Consider the following 23,022-nt stretch of genomic DNA (forward strand, 5'->3'; position numbering starts at 1 on the left):
CTTATTTAGAAAGGGTTTTTATTATGATTGATTTTGATTTTAATATGGAAATTAATACAGATGAATATGACAATGAGAATGATATTATTGAAAAGGGTAGATATAATTTTGTAGTTGAAAATGTTGATAATTCAGTTACAAAAAACGGTAATACACAGATTAAATTTAAATTTAAAGTTACAAGCCAAAAATTTAAAAATTACTGTGTATTTTATGGTTTAGTATTTGCTACAAAAGAACAATCAGAATACAATTTAAAGAAAGTAGCATTAATAATTAAAGCGTGTCAATTTAAAAACCTTAAATTAAATGAATTAGAAAATTTAATTGGTAGAGAATTTAGTGCTGATGTTTTTCATAAATTTAATGATTATAATGGAAGAAATGAACCACAAGTAAGATTATTTGAGATTAAAGATTATGTACGACCTGCTATTGGTGAAGATAAAAAGAATGGAATACAAAGAAAAGCACTAGCAGAACCGATTTTAGTTGATAAAAATACGCCTAGTCCTATTTCAAAAAAGACAAATATTAAAAAAGATGATGATGACGACGAATTGTTTTTTAAATAAATTTATAAGCTGCTAATTTATTTTTATAATAAAGGTAAAAATATGCACGTCGACCGTAAAAAAATAAGAAATGAAACGATTAAAAGTGCCGTTTTAAGAATGGGTCGGATTCCACAATTTACAAAGTTACAACGTGAGAAAATGGAGTTCCCTTATTTTACGGAGAACGTTAGACAAGCGGCTTATATATTATGTAGATATCAATATTGCGAAATTTACCGCAATAAAATTATTACAGTTCAAGATTTAATTGATGAAACTAATATGACAACAAGGGATGATGTCGAGCCTTATCACATTTTAATAGCCTTCAATATGCTTTTACCTTATTTATATAGGATGCTGTCTTTAAATTTAGATGATCCAGAGCTAACAAAATTACCACTAGAATTAGTAAAAAATGAATTACCACCAAAGCATAAAAAACTACCTATTACTAGATATTATTGTGAATTAGATGATGCAAATAAAAATGAAAATGGTTTTTTTCTTGATATAAATGAACCTATGGTTCAAATCAAAAAAAAGATTAGGACTAAATTATCAAATCATCCTCTAACAATATTTGATTTTAATGGGGGTTTTAAATGAGTAAATTATTAGAAATTAAATATGAATCACTTTATAAATTAACACAGCTTACAGAATATTTAAGAAAAGAAGCTATAAGAAAAGCTCTTGTTACAACTTTAAGTCAGACTGTAAAAACAGTTTTAGTAACAACTAGAAAGGAACTTTCTAAGCAAAATGAATTAAAAATAGATAAAAAGCTTTATAAAAAAAGAGTTAGGCGAGGTAAAGATCAGGTAGATATGAGCACTCCTATTCCTAGTTTATTTGCTCGTGTAGTTTTTTCTAAAATAAACGAAAGCGTCTCTTCATTTCCTTACAAATTGCAACCTGTAAGAGGAAAAAACGGGCGTAAATTTTTAAAAGTTGTAGCTACTATTCAAGGACAAATTGTTGAACCTAAAGATACTTTCATGGTTTCACCTAAAAAAGGTAGATCAATTGCTGGTACGTTATTATCTTTAAAAAGAAATGGTAAAAGAACTGAATACGGTAAATTAAAATCAGATGTATCTTTGTCTGAAATATTAAGAAAAAACACAAGCTTATTTGATAAATTAAAGAGTAGAGCTAATGAAGTATACGAAAGAAAACTTTCAAATAATATGAATTACTATGTTAACATAGCATTTAAGGAATTAAAAAAATGACACCATGCACATCTCAAGAAATGAATTTATTACTAGTATCAAAGAAAAAAGCTCTAACAAAATATATGAAAGAAAAAGAGTTAGTTGACAAAGAATTTATAAGTAAAATATCTGATTTATTAAGATACGCCTACGACACAGGCTTTAAGTTTGGCAATGAAAAAATGATTAAATATTTTGAAAATAATTTAAATCTAATTCAAGAACAAATGAATTGGTTTAAACAAGCCAAAATATATGATGGGTTTATTTATTTTGTACATGATAACGATAGTTCAAAAAACGGTAAAATTCATTTTACTGTATATAATACTGGAGAATTTACAGAAGAAAAAGCCGGAGAAATTCAAGATATTGAAGGAAAAAACCCTGTAGCTTATGGTTTTTATGACTTCAAATTAGTTGAAGATAATCAATTCTATACATGGCATTGTGATAAGAATTGCCGTGATTAATAATTATTAAAGAGATATATATACATATGATTAATAAAGAAATAAATGACAAACAAATTAAAATAGTTCAAAGGCTCGCTATCAATATTAATAAATTAGATATTAGACTTAAGCAATACTTAATAGATTGGTTAGATTCAGAGTGTTTAGATTATATTAAAAACAAACATATTAAAGAATATCTTTCTTGTGAAAAGAATAAAAACGGTGTGAAAAACAAATTGGCAATTAACAAATAATAATACTTATTTAACTTAGAGTAAGTAATTATTTATTATATAGTTATCTATATTTGTAGGTTCTTCCTAGCGTTTATTTCCCGGTGGCAGCGAGGCGCTCCGGTTTTGGCTGGTTATAAAATTTTTATAACCTAAACTTTTCCGCTAAAATAAACGCTTTAGACAAAAAAAACCCCAACCCCTAGGACTGTGGTATGCTTCTAAACCAAAATGAACTTTCAAAAAAATTAAATCTTTCAAAAAGTCGGATCTCGCAGCTTAAAAAAGAGGGGAGGCTCAATCATGCTATGGCAAGAGATCCTATAAGCAATCAACTAAAATTTGATTACAAAAAAGTTTTAGAAGTCTTATCTAAATCTGATCCTGATTATAACTCAAAAAGTTTAGAGACTAAACTACCCCTAAACAATGAGCCTAAAAAAAGTTTAGAGACTAAACTATCTCTAAACTCCAATGAAATTGAAACGGAAGAACCGGAAGAAACAGAAACAAATATTTTTAAAATTGATAATAAAGAATCGTATGAACAAGCCCGCACTCGTAAAATGCAATTTTCAGCAGAACTTGAACGTTTAGAAGTAGAAGAACTTAGCGGCCGTTTAGTTGATGGGAATAAAGTAAAAAAAGATTTTTATGAAATTGGTAAGCGCATTAAAGAATCGCTTTTTAATCTACCAGATCGTTTAGCCTCTCAATTTGTTGCAATGAATGATCGTAATGAAATTTATTTTTTATTGCGTGAAGAAATAGAGCTTGCTTTAAGGGAACTATCTAACGATGAATATAAATAATTCTTTTTATATTGAAGCATTTAAGCGTGGTTTAAAGCCAACAAAACGAATAGATATAGATGAATGGTCAGAGCAAAATATCATTTTATCTTCTGTTTCTTCTTCAAGTCCGGGTCTATATCGTTTAAGCATAACGCCATACTTGAGGGAAATATTAAAAAATTTATCATGCAGTTCTAAATTTTTAAAAATTACGATAATGAAAGGTGCACAATTAGGGTTTACTAATGCAGCATGTAATTTTATAGGTTATTACGTTGATATATCGCCATCTCCTATTATGTATGTGTTACCTTCTGTTCAACTTGCAGAAAAGTTTTCTAAAACTAGATTAAAACCTATGTTTGAAAATTCTAAATCTCTTAAAAATAAAATAAAAGATGCAAGAGAAAGAGATTCTGGAAATACTATTCTAATGAAAGAATTTGAAGGAGGCTATTTAGCGATATCAGGGGCAAATAGTGCTTCAAGCCTATGTTCTTTACCCATTGGTAAATTAGTATTAGACGAAATTGACCGCATGCCCGACGATGTCGAAGGTGAAGGCTGCCCAATTGAATTATCAATGCAAAGAACAAATACATTTCCTAATAAAAAAATTATTTTAATATCAACACCATCTCTAGGTGCTTCAAGATCTAAAATTAATAAATCATATTTAGAAGGTGATCAAAGAAAGTATTTTGTCCCATGTCCCGAATGTAATTTTTATCAAACATTGGAATTTGAGCAATTAAAATGGGAAGAAGGTAAATATCACAGTGTAAAATATGAGTGTATTAGCTGTAAATATTTAATTGAAGAATATCAAAAATCTAAAATGTTAAATAATGGTGAATGGAGAGCTACGGCCGTAAGTAAAGATTCAACACATGCTAGCTATTTTATTAGCGGACTTTATTCACCGGATGGCTGGTTTAAATGGTGGGAAGCTGTAAAATTATTTGAGGAATCTAAAAATGATATTAATAAATATAAAAGTTTTGTAAATACTGTTTTAGGACTTCCATTTGAAGAAACAGGCGAAATAATAGATTGGGAAAAAATATATAACCGTAGGGAAAATTACGAATTAAATAAGGTACCAATTGGCGGCTTATTTTTAACTTGTGGGGTCGATGTCCAACATGATCGTTTGCATTGTGAAGTTGTCGCATGGGGAAGAAATAAGGAAAGTTGGTCAGTTGATTATCGTATTTTATATGGAAAAACTGATCAAAATGAAGTTTGGCAAGAACTCGCTAAAATTGTAAATGAAGAATTTGATATCGAAGGATCAGATTTAAAAATGAAAATTTCTAAAATGGGAATTGATGCAAGCGATGGCAACACCGCTTTTTATGTTTATTCTTTCTGTCAAAATTTTAAATTTACTCATGTTTTTCCTATACAAGGAAGAGATAAAATGACTGAGTATTTTAATATATCCCCATTAAGGGAATTTAAAAAAACAGGCCATAAACTTTTAAAAGGTATTAAAATTTATAGGGTAAATGTTAACGCATATAAAGCAGAATTGATGGATTATTTAAGCAAAAATAAATCTGATTTTGATTTATTAATGGGTTATTGCCATTTTCCAAATTATCATGAGAGTTTTTTTAAAGAGTTAACTTGTGAATACGAGCTTAAAGGCAAATGGATTAAACAAAGAAGCAGAAACGAAGCCCTAGACTGCCGTGTTTACGCTAGGGCTTGCGCTTCAATATTTGGAATTGAAAGATTTAAAGAAAAAGATTGGTTTGAACTAGAAAGAAAACTTGAGATAATAAAAACAAATAATATTGCAATCGAAAGTGAAAATATGATTATTAAATCCTCTTTAGGTGATAAAAGGGAAATTAAAGAAACAAAAGAACCTAATAAAAATGTACAAACTATGAAAAAACCAACTAGAAAAACTCATAGCTGGCTTAATAATAGTTCAAGGTTTTCACATTGGTGAAAACAATAAATCATTTTTTTAAACCGCACGCGGACGGTAAAGTCTCGTAAAATAATGAATACATTAAAGTAATTATTAATTAAAACGAACGCATTCGCTAAAGTCCTGTAAGGTAATGAATACATTCTTTTATTTATTAGATAAGGATTTATTAAAATTATGAACTTTCAAATTAAACAAACCAATGGGCAATACAAAGCTGTTGTGACTTCTCTTAATAGTGATCGACTAGTAGAGCAATTTGATGAAATTGAACAAAATCTCGTAAATTCAAATATTTCAAAAGGCCTTATTTTTTTAGATCTTACTAGTAACAATGAGAACGAAAAAAATAGATACATGGAAATTTATTTTGATGGCAAAAAATTAAGAGATTCCACTATTAAAATAGCATCGGTGAAAGTATGAATAATAAATTAGAAATAGGAAGATACGAAGCTTTTTTTGAACAAGAAATAAATCACTATTATCAGTTAACAGATTCTTTTAAAATGATAGAAGAAAACTTTATAGATAGTGATTCAATTAAAGAATTAGTAAAAGAAGATATTGCCTTAAAATATTTTGAAGAAATAAAAAGTATGACAAAAGATTTAAATTCTTTCGAATCTATTATTTATGGTAAAGATAATTATCCGAAAAAACTTTTAGATTTAAATACTAAGTTATATTTATTATATTATATGGGTAAATATGAACTAATAAATAAGCCATCAATTGCAATTATTGGGTCAAGAGACGCAAGCAATGAAGGCTTAAAAAGAGCATCAAAAATATCAAAAATGTTAGTAAAAAAAGGTTTTGTAATTATTTCGGGGCTTGCCGAAGGTATAGACACTGCCGCACATAAAGCTTGTCTAGAAGAAAATGGTCAAACAATTGCAGTAATAGGAACATCCTTAAATCATTGTTACCCATTAAATAATAAAGATTTAATGAATGAAATTGCTAAAAATCATCTTTTAATTTCACAGGTTCCATTTATTATATATGAGCGATTAAAAATTCCTTTTAAAAAAAGATTTTTTATTGAAAGAAACAAAACTATGTCAGCCCTAGCAAATGGGACAATAATTGTGGAAGCAAGGGACAGATCAGGGACTTTATCAAATGCTAGGACTGTCTTAAAACAGGGCAGGCCATTATTTATATTAAATAATAATTTTGAAAATTCTAATTTGCAATGGCCACATGAATTAGAGGCTTTGGGCGCAATTCGAGTGAAAAACATTGAGGATATTTTAATTAATCTCTCTTATTAAGTAACATATTAATATTGTTGCATTATTTCAGAATCGTTTTAAGGCCGTTTTTAGCTCGATTTTTGATAAAGATGGCACAAAGTTCATCATTTTATTGTTTTTCATTTTCTGATATTGCTACAATTTTATTTATAGGAATATATGCTATAAGATCGCAAAATATGCCTTTAGAATATTTGAAAATTATAATATCATTATTCTTTTGAATCTCTTTTGCTTTATACAAATGACCAGATAAATCTTTTATATAAAAAACTTTATTTTTATTTTTCTCTTGCAATTTTATCATTTCATCAATAGTCAATTCAAAGTTACCTTTTAATATCATTTTTCTCTCCTTTCTCTATAATTTACTTAATTTCGGTAAATAAACGTTAATATTAAGCCATTTTGCAAATTTTTGAGTAAAATATTTCACCTCCAAATAAAATCATATTTGGGGGTTTTTTTTAATGAAAAAAGAAGAAATTGAAAACAGATTAGAAGCTTTAAATATTTCCATATCAAAATCTATTCATTCTGTGAAATTTGATGATGGGAAAGAAGTTGTTTACAGATCTATAGATGAAATGCTTAAGGCAAGACAAATACTTCTTAATGAATTATCTAAAGTAACAAAAAAACAAAGAACTATGTTAAGTTACTCTATATTTAACAAGGGAGTCTAAAAAAAATGGACTTCATTGATAAATTTAAAGACTTATTTTCTTCTAATGAAAGTAAAAAAAGGCAACTAATAAGGCATAAAAAAGAGTTTTTAAATGAAATAAGAAATTTCCAAGGTGCTACAAAATCGGATCGATATAAATATTGGGAGTTAAATAATAGCTCAATAAATTCAGATTCACGTTTAGGACTTGATATTTTAAGAGCAAGATCCCGTGATTTAGTAAAGAATGATGGCTATTCACGCCGTGGAATTACAGCTATTGAAAGCAACACGGTAGGAACTGGAATCACCGCTGAAATTGTTAAAGACGGAAAGCCGCATGAACAAGTTCAAGAGCTTTGGAATAATTTTACAGAATCGACAGATTTTGATGCTGAAAAAATGCTTACATTTTCAGGCATGCAAGCATTAATTATGAAAGAAGTAGCTGAATCAGGAGATTGTTTTGCTAGAAAATTTCCTAATAAATTTGAAAATGGAAAAATTCCTTTTGAATTAAAATTAATAAGATCAGAGTTAATTGATATAAATAAAGATAATACAGGAATAAAAGACCCTAGCGATCCTGATATCATTAGCCAAGGAATTAAATTTAATGAGAGAGGTAGGCGACTTGGCTATTTTGTTAAAAATAATATTAATTCTTATTATTCACAAAGTACATTAATATCATCTAATGAAATGTTGCAAATGTTAAGAATGGAAAATACTTCTCAAGTTCGTGGTATTCCTTGGTTAGCTCCTATTTTATTAGATGTGAAAGATTTGTCTGATTACCAACATGCAGAACTTATAAGAAGAAAAATAGCATCCTTATATACCGCATTTGTTCATGATATTGATGGGAATTGTCCAACAGAATCAAATGAAGATGATGAAGAAAATAAAAATATAGAAATGATGCCAGGTCTTACCGTAACTTTACCAGCCGGCCGCACTGTTACCTTATCAAAACCTCCAACAGTTACAGGACACGAGGCTTTTTGTGCTTCTTATTTAAAGAAAATAGCATGCGGTTTAGGTGTTACTTATGAGGTATTAAGCGGTGATTTATCGCAAGTAAATTTTTCAAGCGGTCGTATGGGTTGGTTAGAATTTTATCGCAATATTGAGATGTGGCGGTGGAATATTTTGATTCCAATGTTTTGTGAACCTGTTTTTAAATGGTTTTTACAATCTGTTAACTTATATTACGGAATTGACACAACAAAAATTAAAGTAAATTGGACACCTCCAAGAAGAGAAATGATTGATCCACTTAAAGAAGTTCAAGCAGATATTATGAAAATTAGAAATGGATTTTGTTCCCTTGATGAAATTCACCGAGAATATGGACAAAATAGTGCAACCGTTTTGCAAAAAATTAAGCACATATTTGATGAGCTAGATAGGATGGGAATAAAGCTGGATTGCAACCCTAAGGATACAACACAAAATGGCTCATTAAATTCTAGTAGGAGTAAGAAAAGTGACAATAATAAAAAGAAATAGCGCAATAAGATCTATTTCATTTGAAGTACATAATAAAGATGCAGAAAATAGAACTATTGAAGTTATCGCCTCCACTGGAGCAAAAGTTTTGCGTTATAGATGGTTCGAAGACCCAGTTTATGAGGAAATTGAAATCACAAAAGATTCAATTGATTTTTCAAGATTTGGATCTGGTTGTGCACCATTACTAAAAGACCATTACTACGAATTAAATAGTCAAATTGGAGTTATTGAAAATTCATGGGTTGAGGAGGGAAAGCTTAAAGCAAAAATAAGATTCTCTAAAAGAGATGATGTTGAACCAATTTATCAAGATATTTTAGATGGCATTTTGCGAAATGTGTCAATAGGATATCGTGTTTTAGATTACAAAAAATATAAAAATGAAGGTGAAAAATACGAAACCGTAAGAGCCACTAAGATTTTACCACTTGAACTTTCCTTTGTAACTGTACCAGCAGATCCAGACGCTGGCGTGCGTGCTTTAGATGATGATTATATCCCTCAAATAATTATTGAAAATAGGAGATTATTAATGTTAACAGATAACCAAACAGCAACAACTACACAGACAATTGCAAGTCCTGAACCTGTAAATCAAGTTCGTGCAAATGCAAATTCTGAGCCTGTAAGTGCAATAAAAAAAGAATTATCAGCAAATGATTGTTCTGAAATAAACCGTATTTGTTCAGAGTCTTTTTTAGATTTTACAAGAGCTAATGAGATAATTAAATCAGTTACAAGTTTGGATGAAGCAAAAGTTAGAATATCTGAAATTGTTTTAAAAGATTTTAAAGAAAAGAATACACAAATGCGACATGCTCCTGTTACTTCAACAGGTCATGATGAAAGCCAGTTTACAAGATCAGGAATTGAAAGCGCACTTACATATAGAATGCTAGGCGATAAAGATAAAATTGATGATAATAGTAAACGATTCTTGAATTTATCAATGGTAGAAATAGCTAGGCGTTTAGTTAGAAATGGGGATTTATATAATCCAGTTGACCTATTCCAGCGTGCAATTACATCAACAGATTTACCTTTAATTCTATCTAATATTGCAGATAAAACTTTAAGAGATAGATATAAAATAGTTAGTAAGACTTATGAAAAAATTGTAAGAAAAGTAGAAGTAAGTGACCTAAATATCAAAACTGAATTACAAACGGGATCATTTGGTGAATTAGCGGATCTTGGAGAACTAGAAGCATATAACGAAGTTACTTTTGGTGAAAGTGCAGAAACTTATAAGACATCTAAACACGGAAATAGTTTTTCATTTTCTGAAGAAATGTTTTTAAACGACCGTTTAAATGTTTTACCAAGAGCCTTTCAAATGTTTGCGGACTCAACAGCTAAAAAGATTTCAACACTCGTATATAATAACTTAACCAAAAATAATACTAATTTATCAGATGGTCTTCCTATATTTCATGAAAAAAGAGGAAATATTGCGGTTGAAACAAAAGATAAAATATTTAGTGATGATGTTATTACAGAAGCTCTAGTTGCATTAACAAGATTAAAAGATGCTGATAATAATTTGATTGAAATTCCAGAGTATAAATATGTTTATACAACTAAAACAAATGAACCAATAGTAAGAAGAGTTTTAGCTTCTATTCCAGCAGTAAAATCACAAGATTTAAATATTTATGCTGGAAGATTTGAAGTAATAGTTGAAAATAGACTTGAGGAATTAGGGAAAAATGCGGCTATTTTTATTTCAAGTCCGGAAGATATTGACGGTTTAATTTTATCTTATTTAAAAGGTTATGAAGAGCCAAAAATAACAAGAATAGATGATCCAAAAATCAATGCCGTTACATTTACTTGTAAAATGTTTGCAGCTTCTAAAGCAATAGATACTAAAGGATTTTACTTACATAATCCTAAATTAGCTAAAACCTAATTTAGATAGTGTAAAAAAATATATTTAATTAATAAAGGAAAGTATAAAATGCGTAACTATAATTCAGATGCTAATAATTTTGGAATAATTGCACCGGATACTTTAAAAGGAGGAGAACTATTTGTTTTAGGAAGCCTTGTCCTTGTAAGTGCAATTAATGTAAAAAAAGGCGAGAGAGTAACCGCTATAACATCCGGTATCTATAAATTTCAAATTACTGGAGATTTTACAGCCGGACAAATGGCATATTATGCACCCACAACTAAAGTTATTTCATGTAAAAAGGAAGCTGGATCACTAGCAATTGGCTACACTCTTGATGCTGGAAGTGGCATTTATTCGAGGCTTCTATTTTCTTCATTCATTTCAACGGGAGCTTTAATTGCCTAAATCATCAAAATGGGATGATTTAATTTTAGACGCTACAAAAGAAATGACTGAAGTATTTAAGGAAGAAATAACCTTATTTTTAAAGGACAATACAACTAAAGTAATTGATTGTATTGTCCAATTTAATGAAAGCAGGTTTTCTAAAAGAAATTATTCCACAGTCATTGATTACAGTCTAATATTAAATATTCCAAATAATATAGATATAAATAAAAAAGATATTATCAGCATAGAATATAAAAATAACAAATATATCATTCATGAAAAAATATATAAAAATGAAGGTTTTAATAAATTATATTTAAAGAAAGTTTAAAAAAAATGACTCACAAGAGAATAGAAATTAAAAAATTATTAAAAGACTCGATTATAAATAAAACAGAGTGTAAAGAAAATATTTATGTTCATAACTTTTTAACATTTGATGATGATATAGATCTACCAGCAATAGGAATATATATATCAAGTGAAGAAAAGATAGAAGATATACACCCAAGAGGATCAATAAGAGATACAGATGTAAATTTTGTAATTTACAATCGTTTAAATAATCCAGATAATGACAATTCAAGTGATATTATAGCCAACCAAATTGAAGAGCAAATTGCAAATATTAAAATTAAAGGTTTTGAAATTAGATATATTAAAACTAGTTACGATAGTAGAAATACTGAAACTATAAGTAATGATGAAATTACAGTTATTACTTATAGTGTCAAATATTGCGAGACAATTAAATACGACGTTCCTTTAGCATAAGGATTTTTTTAAATGATTTTTAATACAATTACAGATTCACAAGTCCCTTGTATGAGCGCAGAATTTGATAACTCGCTTGCAAATACAAAACAACAAGGATTTAAAACTTTATTGATAGGTTTTAAAAATACCTTGGGAAAAGCTAATTTATCAAAAATATATCAAGTTAATTCTGATAAACAGGCTCAAGATCTTTTTGGCCTTGGATCTAATTTATTTCAACAATATTTAAAATATAAAAAGAACGACAAAAAAATTGAAGTAAGTTGTATTGCCGTGGCTGAAGGAGATAAAGAAGCATCAACTTCGTTGGTTTTTGATTTTGAAGACCCTACAAAACCAATACTAGATGGGGTTCTTTCAATTATTATTTTTGGTGAAATTTTAAACATTACAATTAATTCAACAAAAGATTTAAAAGATATCTGTAATGCAGTAGTAAAAGAAATTTCTAACAATATTGATATACCTGTTACTTGTATTTTAGATCAAACAAAGCCAAATGCGATTCTAATAAAAACAATTCATAAGTCATCAATTTATAATGACTACGCTATTTACCTTAATGGGTATGAAGATAAACCTTTACCAACTAATTTAAAAATGACTTATGCAGATAAAGATAATTTAATTATCACTAAATTTGCAGGTGCAACAAAAGAATATTTGGAAGATATTGACGCATTATTTAAAGAAGAAATAAAAGACAATAAATTTAATTTAATCGTAACCCCATTTTTTAGTTATGAATTTAATAACAAAATGGCAGATATTTTGAAAAATAGATGGAGTTCAAATTCACAAACCGATGGCCTATTGCTAATCACAATTAATAAAGAAGATTCAAACGATAAAATTTTTAAAGCAAATTTAGACAATTTAAATTGTGAAGCAATTATCCCTTTAAACTATGCAAATAGTGTATCTCCAACATATTTAATAAATGCAGCCGCAGCCGCACAAATTGCATTAAGTGGCTCCATTAATCCGGCAAGTCCGTTGCAAAATATCCCATTAGTTGGAATTAAACCGCCATTTCAAAATAATAGAATTGATATTGACACAAGAAATTCACAAATTTTAAAGGGTGTTGGTTCAATTACTACAATAGGAAATACTCCTACACTTGAAAGAGTTGTTACATCTTACAAAAGAAATAATGCGGGCATGCCAGATGATAGTTACCAATGTGCAGAAACAATGTTAACGCTATCATTTTTAAGAAGTGATTTTAAGCAATATTTTTGGACTAAATATAACAGGCACAACTTGGCAGAAAATGAAAACAATTTAGATCCAAGTTTAAAAATTTTAACGCCTAATTTAGCTAAATGCGAAGCTATAGCTTGTTTTATGCAATGGGAAAAAAACGGACTTGTTCAAAATTTGGATGATTTTATTGAAGATTTAAAAGTCGAATTAAATAAAAATAATAGTAGACGACTTGATATCATGATGTCGCCAACTTTAATCAAACAATTATTACAAGTTGCTGTACAGATTAGATTTAAATAAGGAGATATTAATATGGCAGATGGTAATTTATTAGGTGGATATGTCACACTAAAATACAATGGTAGGGGTCTACATTGTGAAGGTGAATTTAAATATGGTGGTATTGGAAGACTTAGAACTGCACAAAAAGGGACTAATTACGTAGTAGGATATACAGCAGAACCACAAGTCCCATTTATTGAAGGTAATATATTTTTAAAAGATGTTACTTTAGATGATATTATAAAAATAAAAGATGCCACAATTACACTTGAACTAGAAAATGGGAAAATATTTACTTTATATAATGCGTGGACAGTTAATGATAAAGGAGGCGAGGTTAGTACAAAAGATTCTAAAACCCCAATTAAATTTGAGGGTATAAGAGGTATGGAAGTAAAGACAAACTAATAATAGATTTTTTAAAATGATTTTAATTTAATTTTAAGGAGATATAAAAATGGATGAAAATAATGAAGTTCTAAATAATAACGATATTGATAATGATAAATCTATGGAAAATATTGATTTTAAGAATCGTACAATAAAACTTAACAAACCTTTAATTGATATAACAAAATTAAATAAAGATAATGATGTTAAAAATGAAGATTCCGAAATTACTAAACTTGTCTTTCAAGAAATAGAGGTCAAAGATTATATAAACTATGATCAATCTGAATTTAGTAGAGTCAAATTTGTAATTCACATGACCGCAAAACTTACAGGTTATCCATTAAGTACATTTAATAAAATGAGCGGTAAAGATTATCTACTATGCTCATTAATGTTACAATATTTTTTCGGCACTGTTCCGAGGGAATTAACAGAATAATTGGATCATTAATTGTTAATTTTAATTGGACACCTTCAGAAATTGAAAAATTAACGATAAGTCAACTTATATTTTACACTGAAGCAATTAGGAAAGAGCAAGATGAACAAATCAGAATTAGTAATAGATCTTAAAGCTATAGATGGGTTTAGTAAAGTATTTAAAAATATGGAAAGCCCTTTAAATAGCTTTATGTCTCAAATGAAAAAACTAGATAATAATACTAATTTTGATAAGTTAAAGCTAAATTTAAATAGTGTTTCTAAATATGTTTTAAAACTTTCTAAAGATTTAGACAATGCAACCACAAATAATAAAAAGAAGTGGAATGACTTTAATAAATCTTTATTTAATGGGTTTAATGAAGTAACAAGACCATTTGATTCAATTAATAATAGGTTAGGAAATATTTTTAATTCTGGTTTATTTCTTGCAGATGATTTAAATACAAACATGAATAGAATTTCTGCAATAACACATTTAACAAATAAAGAATTTGATAGCTTAAAAAATAAAGCTGAAAGTACAGCTACATCTATAGGAACAAGTACAGCACAATTTAGCAAATTGATGCTCACCTCTGTAAGAAGTGGCGTGCAATCAATAGATGGATTAGTGAACTCAAGTAAACTAGGATCGATGTTTGGGAAAGATTTAAATTATGATCCGGCTGAATCCTTAAAATCCATTGTAAGAGTTACACATGCTTATGGAGAAAAAGAGGATAAATTTACTGATAGCGCAGATTTAATGGTTTGGCTTAAAGAAATATCAGGGTCTGATATGGGTGAAATTAATACAGGGTTAGCGAACAGTGCGCCCGTTGCAAAATCTTTTAATCTTCCAAAAGTTGATCTTGCATCAATTTATGCACAAATGGCATTAGGTGGCGTTGAAGGTTCTAAAGCTGGTACTTCAATAAAAAATATGTTGTATGGTACAATTTCACCCAAAACACTTTTAAATTTAACTAAAAACGATTCAAAATTTGCAGACACTTTAAAAGAAGATGGAATAACAGTTACATATGATGCAAAATCTTTAGATAAATGGACACGGGCAACAAAAGTATTAGGTTTGGATGAAAATAAAATTTGGCAAAAAGGAAAATTACAATTTTTTGAATATTTAGTGCCTAAATTGCAATTAGCACAAAAAAAACTCGAGCCAAATATTTACGGCGAATCATTAAGAAATATGTTTGGAAAAGAAGGTATTGCAGGAATTACCAAAATGGCCGCAAGTGCTGAAAATGGCGGTACAGATATTTTTAAAACTCATCAGAGAATGCAGAAATATCAAGGACAAACTTCTTTGCAATTTAAATTTTATCAAAATTCTTATAGAGGAAAATTAGATAAACTTTCTGGAGAAGTAGATAATTTTAAAGAGAAGCTTGCGAGTAGTGGGATTCTTGATCTTGCAATTAAATTTGTAGGTAAACTTGGAAATATAATGGAAAGAGTAGGCACTTTTTCAAAACAACATCCTTCAATGTTAAAATGGGTTGCAGGGTTTGGCTTATTTGCTTTAGCTGGTTTTAAAGTTTTAGGTATGATTGCTAAGGTTGCCGAAGGTGTATTTGCAATTAAAAAAGTTTTTGAGTTTTCTAAGCTTGTAGCCGAAAGTCAAAAATTAAAAACATTAAAAAAAGCATTTAGCTTTTTTAGCAAATTTAAAAATATAATTAGTATTTTTTCTAAGTTTAAATCATTGATTTTAGGCATAGGTAGAGGATTAGCTATATTTGCTATTTCTAACCCGATAGCTCTCGCAATAACTGCAACTGTTGCATTAATAGCAACCGCTGGATATTTGATATATAAGAATTGGGATAAAATTAAAATATGGTTATATGGTGCTTGGGATTCTTTTAAAGGTTTAATTAATAGCGGCTTAGACGTTCTTACAAAAGCATTTGATAAATTATATGGTTATTATATTAGAATAAAGTCAAAATTATTTGGTGATAGTAATGAAATAAAAGGCATTCCTGATCAAATAAATATTACTAAAAAAGAGATTCAGAAGTTAGAGCCAATTAGTTTGTATGTCCCAAAAAGTAACGCTGAAATGAACCAGCTAACAAGTAAATCAATTATTGATATTAATTTTAATAATGCGCCCAAGGATCTAAGCGTATCTTCAGCAACAAAAGGAAATAATCCTACTAAATTAAATATTTCAAATATGGGCTTTCAGGATTTGGCTTACGAATAAAAGAGAAAAAAAATGGAAAATTTAGAGCTAGAAGGATTTAAGCCTTTTGAACAAGAATTAGAAGAAGCTTGTTTCTTAGGAATATATTTTGAAATTGAAAGCCATAATAGCGAGTTTGGCCATAGAAATTCTTTAAAATCTTTTCCTTTTAATAATAAATTTGTAATCCAAAAATTTGGAAAAATGCAAGCTTCTTTTAAAGTTAAAGGATTTATTATTGGTAAAAATGTTTTTAAAATAAGAGATAATTTAAAAAAACTAATTGAAGATGGGGTTGAAGGTGAATTAATACACCCATTTTTAGGACGACTTATTGTTTTTTGTCAAAAGGTTTCTATATCAGAAGAGAATACAAAAATAGGTAAATGTTCTATAGAATTTGAATTTGTTGAATCAAGCAAAAACATTGCCATAAAACCAAAAATAAATACAAAAGCTTTGGTTGAAAATTCAACAAAGGATACTAAATTTAATGCATTAAAAGCATTTAAAGAATCATATGGCTTTGTTAAAGATCTTGTTAAAGAAACATCATCAAAAATTTATGATGCTCAAAAAGCAATTTCAGATGTAGTAGATTCTGTTAGAGATGTTGAAGGTTTTATTGCTTCTGTAGCACAGATAGGAACAGATTTCACTTATTTAGTTTACAATGCAAAATCCATGATAGATCGGGTTTCAAATATTCCTAGTTTTACGGCTGATTTAATAGATGGGGTTCTTGAATCTTTTAATAGATTATTAAATAATTCCGAAGCGTCAAAGGCTTTACCTCAAGCGATTTCTGCACTTGTTTTACCTAGCATGATGGAATTTAAAAGTAATAATGATAATAAAAATAAAATAGAAAAAGCAAATGAGACAAAGGAAATTCTTTTAGAATACGAAAGAATTTATACCAATAAATTACAAAAAAGTGATACAGATACAAATATAAAAGAAATTGAAAAATTAATGCAAACCCATGTAATAGCATCAGCTTGTAACTTTGCCACTACAGAAGCAACTTTTATAAATATCAATGAAGCTAATAAAATTAGAGACAACCTTATAAATAAAATCGATCAACTAATGAATGATCCAACAATATCAAGCGATGTGTTTAAATCTTTGTATGAATTAAGAATAAATACATATAACGCTTTAAGTTCCATCTCAGATGAAATTCCATCTATAAATAAATACGCCTTAAAAAAAGACCAGACAATATTTAACTTCTGTTTTGAAAATTTTGAAACACTAAATAACATAGATGATATTGTTTACCTTAATAATATTAAAAATCCTTTATTTTTAAATGAAGGAGACTTTATTGAGGTAATTTTAGATGATAAGGTTAAAAGTAAATAATTATATATTTGATAACTGGCTAAATGTTAAAGTTACTCGTTCTCTTGCCGCAATTTCTGGTAAATTTGAAATATCCTACACCTCAAATATTGATGATCCAATAAACCCAACAGATTACTTAAGCAATGATGATCTTTGTACTTTATTGTTTAAAGATAAGCCTTTGATTACGGGTTATATAGATGAGATTAGTAATTCACTAGATGAAAGTTCTATAAGTTTTGATATTACTGGAAGAGACAAAACAGGAGATCTTGTTGATTCAGCTAACACAAATAATAATCGATCATTTAAAAATGTAAGTTTAAAATTTATGGCTGAAACTTTAGCAAGCCCATTTGGTATAAATGTTTCCGGAAAATCAAATAAAAGTAATTCAATAATAAATAATATATCTTTACAACAAAACGAAACAATATGGGAATCAATTTCAAAATTAGCAAAATATCAGGGTGTGTTAGCCTATCCAGATCATGATGGCGGCATTATTTTTTCAGACGTTGCAAGCTCTGTAGTAACAAGTTTAAAACAAGGTGAAAATATAAGTTCAATAAATTTTACACAAAAAGATTCAGAAAAATTTCAAACATATAGAGTTTATGTAAATGTAGGAAGTCCTAAAAACAAACACAAAAAAGAAATAGCTGAAGTAATTGATAATAGCGTAAAAAGGCCACGAGTTAAACAAGTTCCAATTACAAAATCAATAACATTAAATGAAGCCAAAGAGCGTGCAAAATGGGAAATGGCAAAACAAATTGCCAAAGCTTTTTCATTAAGCATTGAGTTACCAAGTTGGGAATATGAAGATGGTAAAATTTGGGAAATAAATACACTAGTTAATATTGATTATCCTGTATTTAAATTAAAAGGTGATTTTTTAATTGAAGAAACTAATTTTATATTTGACGAAAATGGATTTAAAACAGAATTAAAACTTGTTATCAAAGACGCATACAACCCTACAGAGGAGAGAAATTCTTCAAAAATTGGCGAGGAAATGAGTGTATAATGCAAGACTTAATTCGTAAAATTACAAGCCCATTGTATGAAAGAATTGTTTCGATAATATCTATTTGCTCAATAAATAAAACAAATGATGAAACTAATACACAAACGGCACAGTGCGAATTTTTCAAAGACGATCCTAGGGAAAATTTAGAACGCTGGCAAAATTACGGAATTACTAGCGTACCCCCTAACGGCTCGGAGGGGATTTGTTTGTTTCATGGTGGCGAGCGTGAGTCCGGCTATATTGTAGCTACAGAAGATAAAGATTCACGCCCTACAGGGCTTAAAATAGGCGAGGTTTGTATTTACACAATAGAGAAGGATCACATCTATTTTAAAAAAGAAAATTTGATTGAAATCAAAACAAAAACTTTGGATGTGCAAAGCGAAAACAAAATAACGTTTGCAACTAAAGATTTTTTTATAACTTCTGAATCAAATTTTAAAATAGAAACAAAAAATACAACAATAAAAACAAGTAAATTTTCTGTTAAAAATGATGCTGGTGAATTAATAGAAATTCTATCAGAGCTTTTTCAAATTTTATCAATATCAACAACAAATACTTTAATGGGAGCAATGCTTTTAAATTCTGCTCCTGAAATTATTAAATTAAAAGCAAAATTAGATACATTTAAATAAGGAATACTAATATGATGGATAGTAAAGTATTGGCTGAATTAATTTTAAAAGAAATGGAAAAATCAAAGCCTTCAGACAAAAAAGCAATGTGGGAAAGTATTTCAAAAGCAATAGTTACGTTTTTATCCACAAATGTTGAAGTTATACCAGCAACAATGAGCACACCTAGTGGAAGTGTTACAGGACTAGGAAAACTACAATAATAAAAAGGAAAATCAAAATGATTACAGCCGAAGAAGCTTATAAAAAAACACAAGAATATATTAATAACCCTTTTAATTTTAATATAAGGACTATTGAAATCTTTAAAAATAAATATTGTAATGAATTAGAAAATTTTGCATTTTATATAGAAGAAGCTACTAGAAATAAAAAGTTTATTTTAAATTATGATGTATTTTTTTCTGATATTTATCGCTACGATGATGTAAGAAAATTTTTAGCAATGCTATACAAAGAAAATAAACTAGATAACTTAGTATTATATTTTAATAGTTTAGATTATAATACTTCTTATAAAGTGCAATATTTAATTGATTTATTTTCTATTAAATCAATACCTGTTGGGTTAAAATTTGAAATAAGTTGGAATAAAAAATGAAAGATATTATTTTTAAATATGATCATGTACAAAAATGTTTTGATCTAGATCTTAATAATATTATTGGTGATTCACTTGAATCAAAAATCGGAATGCTTTTATTTACAGACACTAGATGTGAAAATTATGAATTACCAGAATATGAGCAATCTAAAAAAGGTTTTTGGGCAGATGCTTTTGATAAAACAAATTTAGGTTCAAAACTTTGGTTACTTAAAAGAGCAAAAAAAACAAATAATATTTTAAATGATATAAATGCTTATTGTATCCAAGCCCTACAGCCATTAGTAAACGAAAAAATTGTTAGCAAAATTGAAATTGATTCGCATTTTGAAAAAAAAGCAATTGTAATTAGTATTACTGTTTACAGTAACCAAGGGAATATAGATTTAATAAATTACAACCTTGGTGACAATAATGGCTTACAAAATTCCAACATTCAAAGAATTAGTTGAACAAATTGAACTCGATTTTTATTCTCGATTTGATAATAATTCAAAAGTTTTTTTATATTCTGTTATTAAAGTTTTATCACGTGTTATTGCAGGTGTAGCTTATCCAATTTACCTTTTTATACAATGGATTATACAGCAAATTTTCCCCGATAAATCAGAAGAAAAATTTTTCCAAAGATGGGCTAATTTGTATAATGTGCAACGAAAGAATGCAACTTACAGTCAGGGTAAAGCTGTATTTAAAGGTTTATCCGGTTCAAAAATCCCTATTTACACAAAAATACAAACAGAAAATAATTTAAGATTTCAGACGACAGAAGAGGGCATAATTAAAGATAATGGTATAACTGATATACCCATTTATGCTATGCAATCTGGTAATTCCGGAAATTTAAAACCATTTACAAAACTTAATTTAATTTCACCTATTAATAATATAGATTTTGAAGTCAGACTTTCACAAAACGGAACATATGGCGGCTCAGATTTAGAAGATCTTGAAAATTGGAGAAAAAGATTTTTAGAACGTTTAAGAAAACCGCCATGCGCAGGCAATAAAGATGACTATATAAGATGGGCAAAAGAATTGCCAGAGGTAACGAGAACGTGGTGTATTCCTTGTTTTCCAAGTGAGGGATTTTCTGGCTTAACCTATGTTAAAGATAACAATGAAAATATTTTTCCAAGTATTGAGGAAATTGAGAAAAGTAAAAATATTATTTTAAGCAAAATGCCAATAAATGCTAAACTTAATCTTTTTATATTGAACTCATTAGCAATAAATTTTGAGATTAAATTAAGAAATAATAATTTAGATAATCAAAATAAAATTAAGAATATTTTAAGGAACGTTATAAAATCCGAAGGTGAACCAAATAAAACAATAAGTTTTTATCAATTTATTGTTGCTATCCAACAAAATTATTTTAGTACAAGTGATTTTATTATTATTAACCCTAAAGAAGATATTAAAACAACAAATATACAAATACATACTTTAGGCAATATTTTATTTAAAAATATGGATTAATTATGAATGATATTAAATTAATAATAAGATCCTTGCTTCCCGAAGGGATTTATTGGCAGGGTAAAAATTTTTTAAAATTAATAGATGGTATAGCATCGGCTTTTAATAATGTTTTAAAATGCACGGATGATATTTTAATAGAAACTTTCCCATTAACAGCAATACAAACAATAGATGATTGGGAAGATTCTTTACAAATAATTCCAATTAGTAATGAAATAGATAAAAGAAGAATTTCTCTAGTTGCAAAATTAGCGGCAACCGGTGGGAATACATACGAATATTTTTTAACACTTTCAAAAGCTTTAGATAAAAATTCAGAAATTTTAAAATCAAATGCTCAATATTTTAGAGCTGGTTCTAGCCGTGCAGGAGAGAGTTTAGGCTATTCAGCAAACGATGAATATAAAGTGATTTTTGTATTTTCAGATCAAAACAACAAATTATTAATTATTGAAACTTTGGAATATAGCAGGCCAGCCCATTTATTATTTATTTATAAATTTAGGAGTTAATTTAAAATGCAAAGAATTGAAGGATCTACAGCAACAAAAGATAATAAATTTACAGACGGAAATTTAGCCGATAACACACCCGGCACTATAGTAACATCTGAATTTTTAAATTCTATGCAAGAAGAAATTGCTACAGTAATAGAATCAGAAAAAATAACACTAGATAAAAAAATTTATACTCAATTAAATACAGCTATAGAATCAAAAATTAAGCGAGTAAATAATGTAATTGATAGTAACTATAGATCAATTACTGGATTTTATAACTCACTTAAAAATTTAGTTGATGATATGAGTAAAAAAATTATTGCACAAAGGAAGGCAATAAAATCAGAAACCGATAAATCTACAGTAATAGCAGAAGAAGATAAAATAACTTTAAATTCAAAAATAATAGAAATTAATTCAGACAATTTAAAATGGGATAAAGAGCCAAAAGAATTAACTGATTTAGTTAATAAAAAATATGCTGATAAACAAAAAAAAACTTACATGTATGCCGATACTGTAAATAGGGTTGAATATATAGGAAATAATAACTTAAAAAATTTGGTAAAATTTAATAGCTATTATTTTGCTTATGGTTTTACAGATAATCATTGGAATGATTCAAGAGACACGTACACAATTGAATATGATGGCAATTATGAGATTGATGTCGATATTTCAGGAGAGGCCGTTGATTTAAATAATGGAACAGTTTTTGAATTATTTTGTATTTTTAATATCGGAAAAGATTTGCAGGAAGTTGTAACATTGGCAAGATGGACTATTGAAATAATTGATAATAGAAACAAAAAATATTTTGCCCCATTAAAAAGAAAAATTTGCAGGGAATTATATAAAAATCAAACTGTTTCTATTGGCTTTAGATTAGTTGATGGGTTTAAATGTGCAATATCAAATGAAACAATAAGCTCAATTAAAATCGAACTTATCGGAAATTAATATCAAATTTGTAAATTTCAAAACAAAAAATATTTAAATTAATTATAACATATTTGTTCTTTATAAACTTTTAACAAAGGAGTATTTATGGTGCGCCAAGATAAGTGCGTAAGAACCAGTGAGTGCGAATCTCACCCACGTAAAGATTAGCCATCAGCGTGGAAGTAAGCAGTGCGATTAATAAGGTAACAAATTAATTGAAGCCATTG

The 23,022-nt window shown here is 28.2% G+C and carries 29 protein-coding genes; 28 read left to right on the forward strand and 1 reads right to left on the reverse strand.

The window, feature by feature from the left end:
• Positions 1-23: 23 nt before the first annotated feature.
• From ACIQ56_RS00855 to ACIQ56_RS00895, 9 genes are all read left to right on the forward strand, one after another.
• Complete coding sequence (locus ACIQ56_RS00855) at positions 24-575, forward strand: DUF669 domain-containing protein (protein WP_397599193.1); 552 nt, start codon at positions 24-26, stop codon at positions 573-575.
• Between the two features lie 42 nt (positions 576-617).
• Complete coding sequence (locus ACIQ56_RS00860) at positions 618-1,166, forward strand: hypothetical protein (RefSeq protein ID WP_397599194.1); 549 nt, start codon at positions 618-620, stop codon at positions 1,164-1,166.
• Entirely contained in the window at positions 1,163-1,795 is a 633-nt protein-coding gene (locus tag ACIQ56_RS00865; RefSeq protein ID WP_397599195.1) for a hypothetical protein, read from the forward strand. The genes ACIQ56_RS00860 and ACIQ56_RS00865 overlap by 4 nt, the downstream gene beginning before the upstream one ends.
• The gene (locus ACIQ56_RS00870) at positions 1,792-2,250 is read left to right on the forward strand and encodes a hypothetical protein (RefSeq protein ID WP_397599196.1); all 459 of its coding nucleotides are present in this window, start codon (positions 1,792-1,794) and stop codon (positions 2,248-2,250) included. The genes ACIQ56_RS00865 and ACIQ56_RS00870 overlap by 4 nt, the downstream gene beginning before the upstream one ends.
• A 26-nt stretch (positions 2,251-2,276) precedes the next feature.
• Positions 2,277-2,489: a hypothetical protein gene (locus ACIQ56_RS00875; protein ID WP_397599197.1), complete on the forward strand. Its 213-nt coding sequence runs from the start codon at positions 2,277-2,279 to the stop codon at positions 2,487-2,489.
• 194 nt (positions 2,490-2,683) lie between these two features.
• The gene (locus ACIQ56_RS00880) at positions 2,684-3,280 is read left to right on the forward strand and encodes a hypothetical protein (RefSeq protein WP_397599198.1); all 597 of its coding nucleotides are present in this window, start codon (positions 2,684-2,686) and stop codon (positions 3,278-3,280) included.
• Entirely contained in the window at positions 3,267-5,225 is a 1,959-nt protein-coding gene (locus tag ACIQ56_RS00885; RefSeq protein WP_397599199.1) for a phage terminase large subunit family protein, read from the forward strand. Before ACIQ56_RS00880 ends, ACIQ56_RS00885 begins: the two co-directional genes overlap by 14 nt.
• Positions 5,226-5,384: 159 nt before the next feature.
• Positions 5,385-5,633 carry a type II toxin-antitoxin system RnlB family antitoxin gene (locus ACIQ56_RS00890; protein ID WP_397599200.1) on the forward strand — a complete coding sequence of 83 codons (249 nt, stop codon included), beginning with the start codon at positions 5,385-5,387 and terminating at the stop codon, positions 5,631-5,633.
• Positions 5,630-6,487 (forward strand): DNA-processing protein DprA, encoded by an 858-nt coding sequence (locus ACIQ56_RS00895; RefSeq protein ID WP_397599201.1) that lies wholly within the window; start codon positions 5,630-5,632, stop codon positions 6,485-6,487. The genes ACIQ56_RS00890 and ACIQ56_RS00895 overlap by 4 nt, the downstream gene beginning before the upstream one ends.
• A gap of 91 nt (positions 6,488-6,578) precedes the next feature.
• Here the strand turns inward: ACIQ56_RS00895 and ACIQ56_RS00900 are convergent, their stop codons facing one another.
• Positions 6,579-6,815: a hypothetical protein gene (locus ACIQ56_RS00900; protein ID WP_397599202.1), complete on the reverse strand. Its 237-nt coding sequence runs from the start codon at positions 6,813-6,815 to the stop codon at positions 6,579-6,581.
• 124 nt (positions 6,816-6,939) lie between these two features.
• On the opposite strand from ACIQ56_RS00900, the gene ACIQ56_RS00905 reads away from it, so the two are divergent.
• From ACIQ56_RS00905 to ACIQ56_RS00995, 19 genes are all read left to right on the forward strand, one after another.
• Entirely contained in the window at positions 6,940-7,155 is a 216-nt protein-coding gene (locus ACIQ56_RS00905) for a phage head-tail joining protein (protein ID WP_397599203.1), read from the forward strand.
• Positions 7,156-7,160: 5 nt separating this feature from the next.
• The gene (locus tag ACIQ56_RS00910; protein WP_397599204.1) at positions 7,161-8,648 is read left to right on the forward strand and encodes a phage portal protein; all 1,488 of its coding nucleotides are present in this window, start codon (positions 7,161-7,163) and stop codon (positions 8,646-8,648) included.
• The gene (locus tag ACIQ56_RS00915) at positions 8,626-10,563 is read left to right on the forward strand and encodes a hypothetical protein (RefSeq protein WP_397599205.1); all 1,938 of its coding nucleotides are present in this window, start codon (positions 8,626-8,628) and stop codon (positions 10,561-10,563) included. The genes ACIQ56_RS00910 and ACIQ56_RS00915 overlap by 23 nt, the downstream gene beginning before the upstream one ends.
• Positions 10,564-10,611: 48 nt before the next feature.
• Complete coding sequence (locus ACIQ56_RS00920) at positions 10,612-10,953, forward strand: capsid cement protein (protein ID WP_397599206.1); 342 nt, start codon at positions 10,612-10,614, stop codon at positions 10,951-10,953.
• Positions 10,946-11,269 carry a hypothetical protein gene (locus ACIQ56_RS00925; protein WP_397599207.1) on the forward strand — a complete coding sequence of 108 codons (324 nt, stop codon included), beginning with the start codon at positions 10,946-10,948 and terminating at the stop codon, positions 11,267-11,269. Before ACIQ56_RS00920 ends, ACIQ56_RS00925 begins: the two co-directional genes overlap by 8 nt.
• A gap of 5 nt (positions 11,270-11,274) precedes the next feature.
• Entirely contained in the window at positions 11,275-11,712 is a 438-nt protein-coding gene (locus ACIQ56_RS00930) for a hypothetical protein (RefSeq protein WP_397599208.1), read from the forward strand.
• Positions 11,713-11,724: 12 nt separating this feature from the next.
• Entirely contained in the window at positions 11,725-13,227 is a 1,503-nt protein-coding gene (locus ACIQ56_RS00935; RefSeq protein ID WP_397599209.1) for a phage tail sheath C-terminal domain-containing protein, read from the forward strand.
• Positions 13,228-13,239: 12 nt separating this feature from the next.
• Complete coding sequence (locus ACIQ56_RS00940) at positions 13,240-13,617, forward strand: phage tail tube protein (protein WP_397599210.1); 378 nt, start codon at positions 13,240-13,242, stop codon at positions 13,615-13,617.
• A 49-nt stretch (positions 13,618-13,666) separates the two neighbouring features.
• Entirely contained in the window at positions 13,667-14,041 is a 375-nt protein-coding gene (locus tag ACIQ56_RS00945) for a hypothetical protein (RefSeq protein ID WP_397599211.1), read from the forward strand.
• Between the two features lie 102 nt (positions 14,042-14,143).
• Entirely contained in the window at positions 14,144-16,261 is a 2,118-nt protein-coding gene (locus tag ACIQ56_RS00950; RefSeq protein WP_397599212.1) for a phage tail tape measure protein, read from the forward strand.
• A 12-nt stretch (positions 16,262-16,273) separates the two neighbouring features.
• Positions 16,274-17,611 (forward strand): DNA circularization N-terminal domain-containing protein, encoded by a 1,338-nt coding sequence (locus ACIQ56_RS00955; protein WP_397599213.1) that lies wholly within the window; start codon positions 16,274-16,276, stop codon positions 17,609-17,611.
• Positions 17,589-18,623 carry a phage baseplate assembly protein gene (locus ACIQ56_RS00960; protein WP_397599214.1) on the forward strand — a complete coding sequence of 345 codons (1,035 nt, stop codon included), beginning with the start codon at positions 17,589-17,591 and terminating at the stop codon, positions 18,621-18,623. Before ACIQ56_RS00955 ends, ACIQ56_RS00960 begins: the two co-directional genes overlap by 23 nt.
• Positions 18,623-19,264 carry a phage baseplate assembly protein V gene (locus tag ACIQ56_RS00965; protein WP_397599215.1) on the forward strand — a complete coding sequence of 214 codons (642 nt, stop codon included), beginning with the start codon at positions 18,623-18,625 and terminating at the stop codon, positions 19,262-19,264. The genes ACIQ56_RS00960 and ACIQ56_RS00965 overlap by 1 nt, the downstream gene beginning before the upstream one ends.
• A gap of 11 nt (positions 19,265-19,275) precedes the next feature.
• Positions 19,276-19,467 (forward strand): hypothetical protein, encoded by a 192-nt coding sequence (locus ACIQ56_RS00970; RefSeq protein WP_397599216.1) that lies wholly within the window; start codon positions 19,276-19,278, stop codon positions 19,465-19,467.
• 17 nt (positions 19,468-19,484) lie between these two features.
• Positions 19,485-19,865, forward strand: a complete 381-nt coding sequence (locus tag ACIQ56_RS00975; protein ID WP_397599217.1) for a hypothetical protein — start codon at positions 19,485-19,487, stop codon at positions 19,863-19,865.
• Positions 19,862-20,320, forward strand: a complete 459-nt coding sequence (locus tag ACIQ56_RS00980; protein WP_397599218.1) for a phage GP46 family protein — start codon at positions 19,862-19,864, stop codon at positions 20,318-20,320. The genes ACIQ56_RS00975 and ACIQ56_RS00980 overlap by 4 nt, the downstream gene beginning before the upstream one ends.
• Complete coding sequence (locus tag ACIQ56_RS00985; RefSeq protein WP_397599219.1) at positions 20,283-21,350, forward strand: baseplate J/gp47 family protein; 1,068 nt, start codon at positions 20,283-20,285, stop codon at positions 21,348-21,350. Before ACIQ56_RS00980 ends, ACIQ56_RS00985 begins: the two co-directional genes overlap by 38 nt.
• 2 nt (positions 21,351-21,352) lie before the next feature.
• Positions 21,353-21,865 carry a putative phage tail protein gene (locus tag ACIQ56_RS00990; protein ID WP_397599220.1) on the forward strand — a complete coding sequence of 171 codons (513 nt, stop codon included), beginning with the start codon at positions 21,353-21,355 and terminating at the stop codon, positions 21,863-21,865.
• A gap of 6 nt (positions 21,866-21,871) precedes the next feature.
• A complete protein-coding gene (locus ACIQ56_RS00995; protein WP_397599221.1) occupies positions 21,872-22,813 on the forward strand; it encodes a hypothetical protein in 942 nt (313 codons plus the stop codon).
• Positions 22,814-23,022: the final 209 nt, after the last annotated feature.

Origin of the sequence: Silvanigrella sp. (assembly GCF_044369315.1) — a bacterium.
Taxonomy (GTDB): domain Bacteria; phylum Bdellovibrionota_B; class Oligoflexia; order Silvanigrellales; family Silvanigrellaceae; genus Silvanigrella.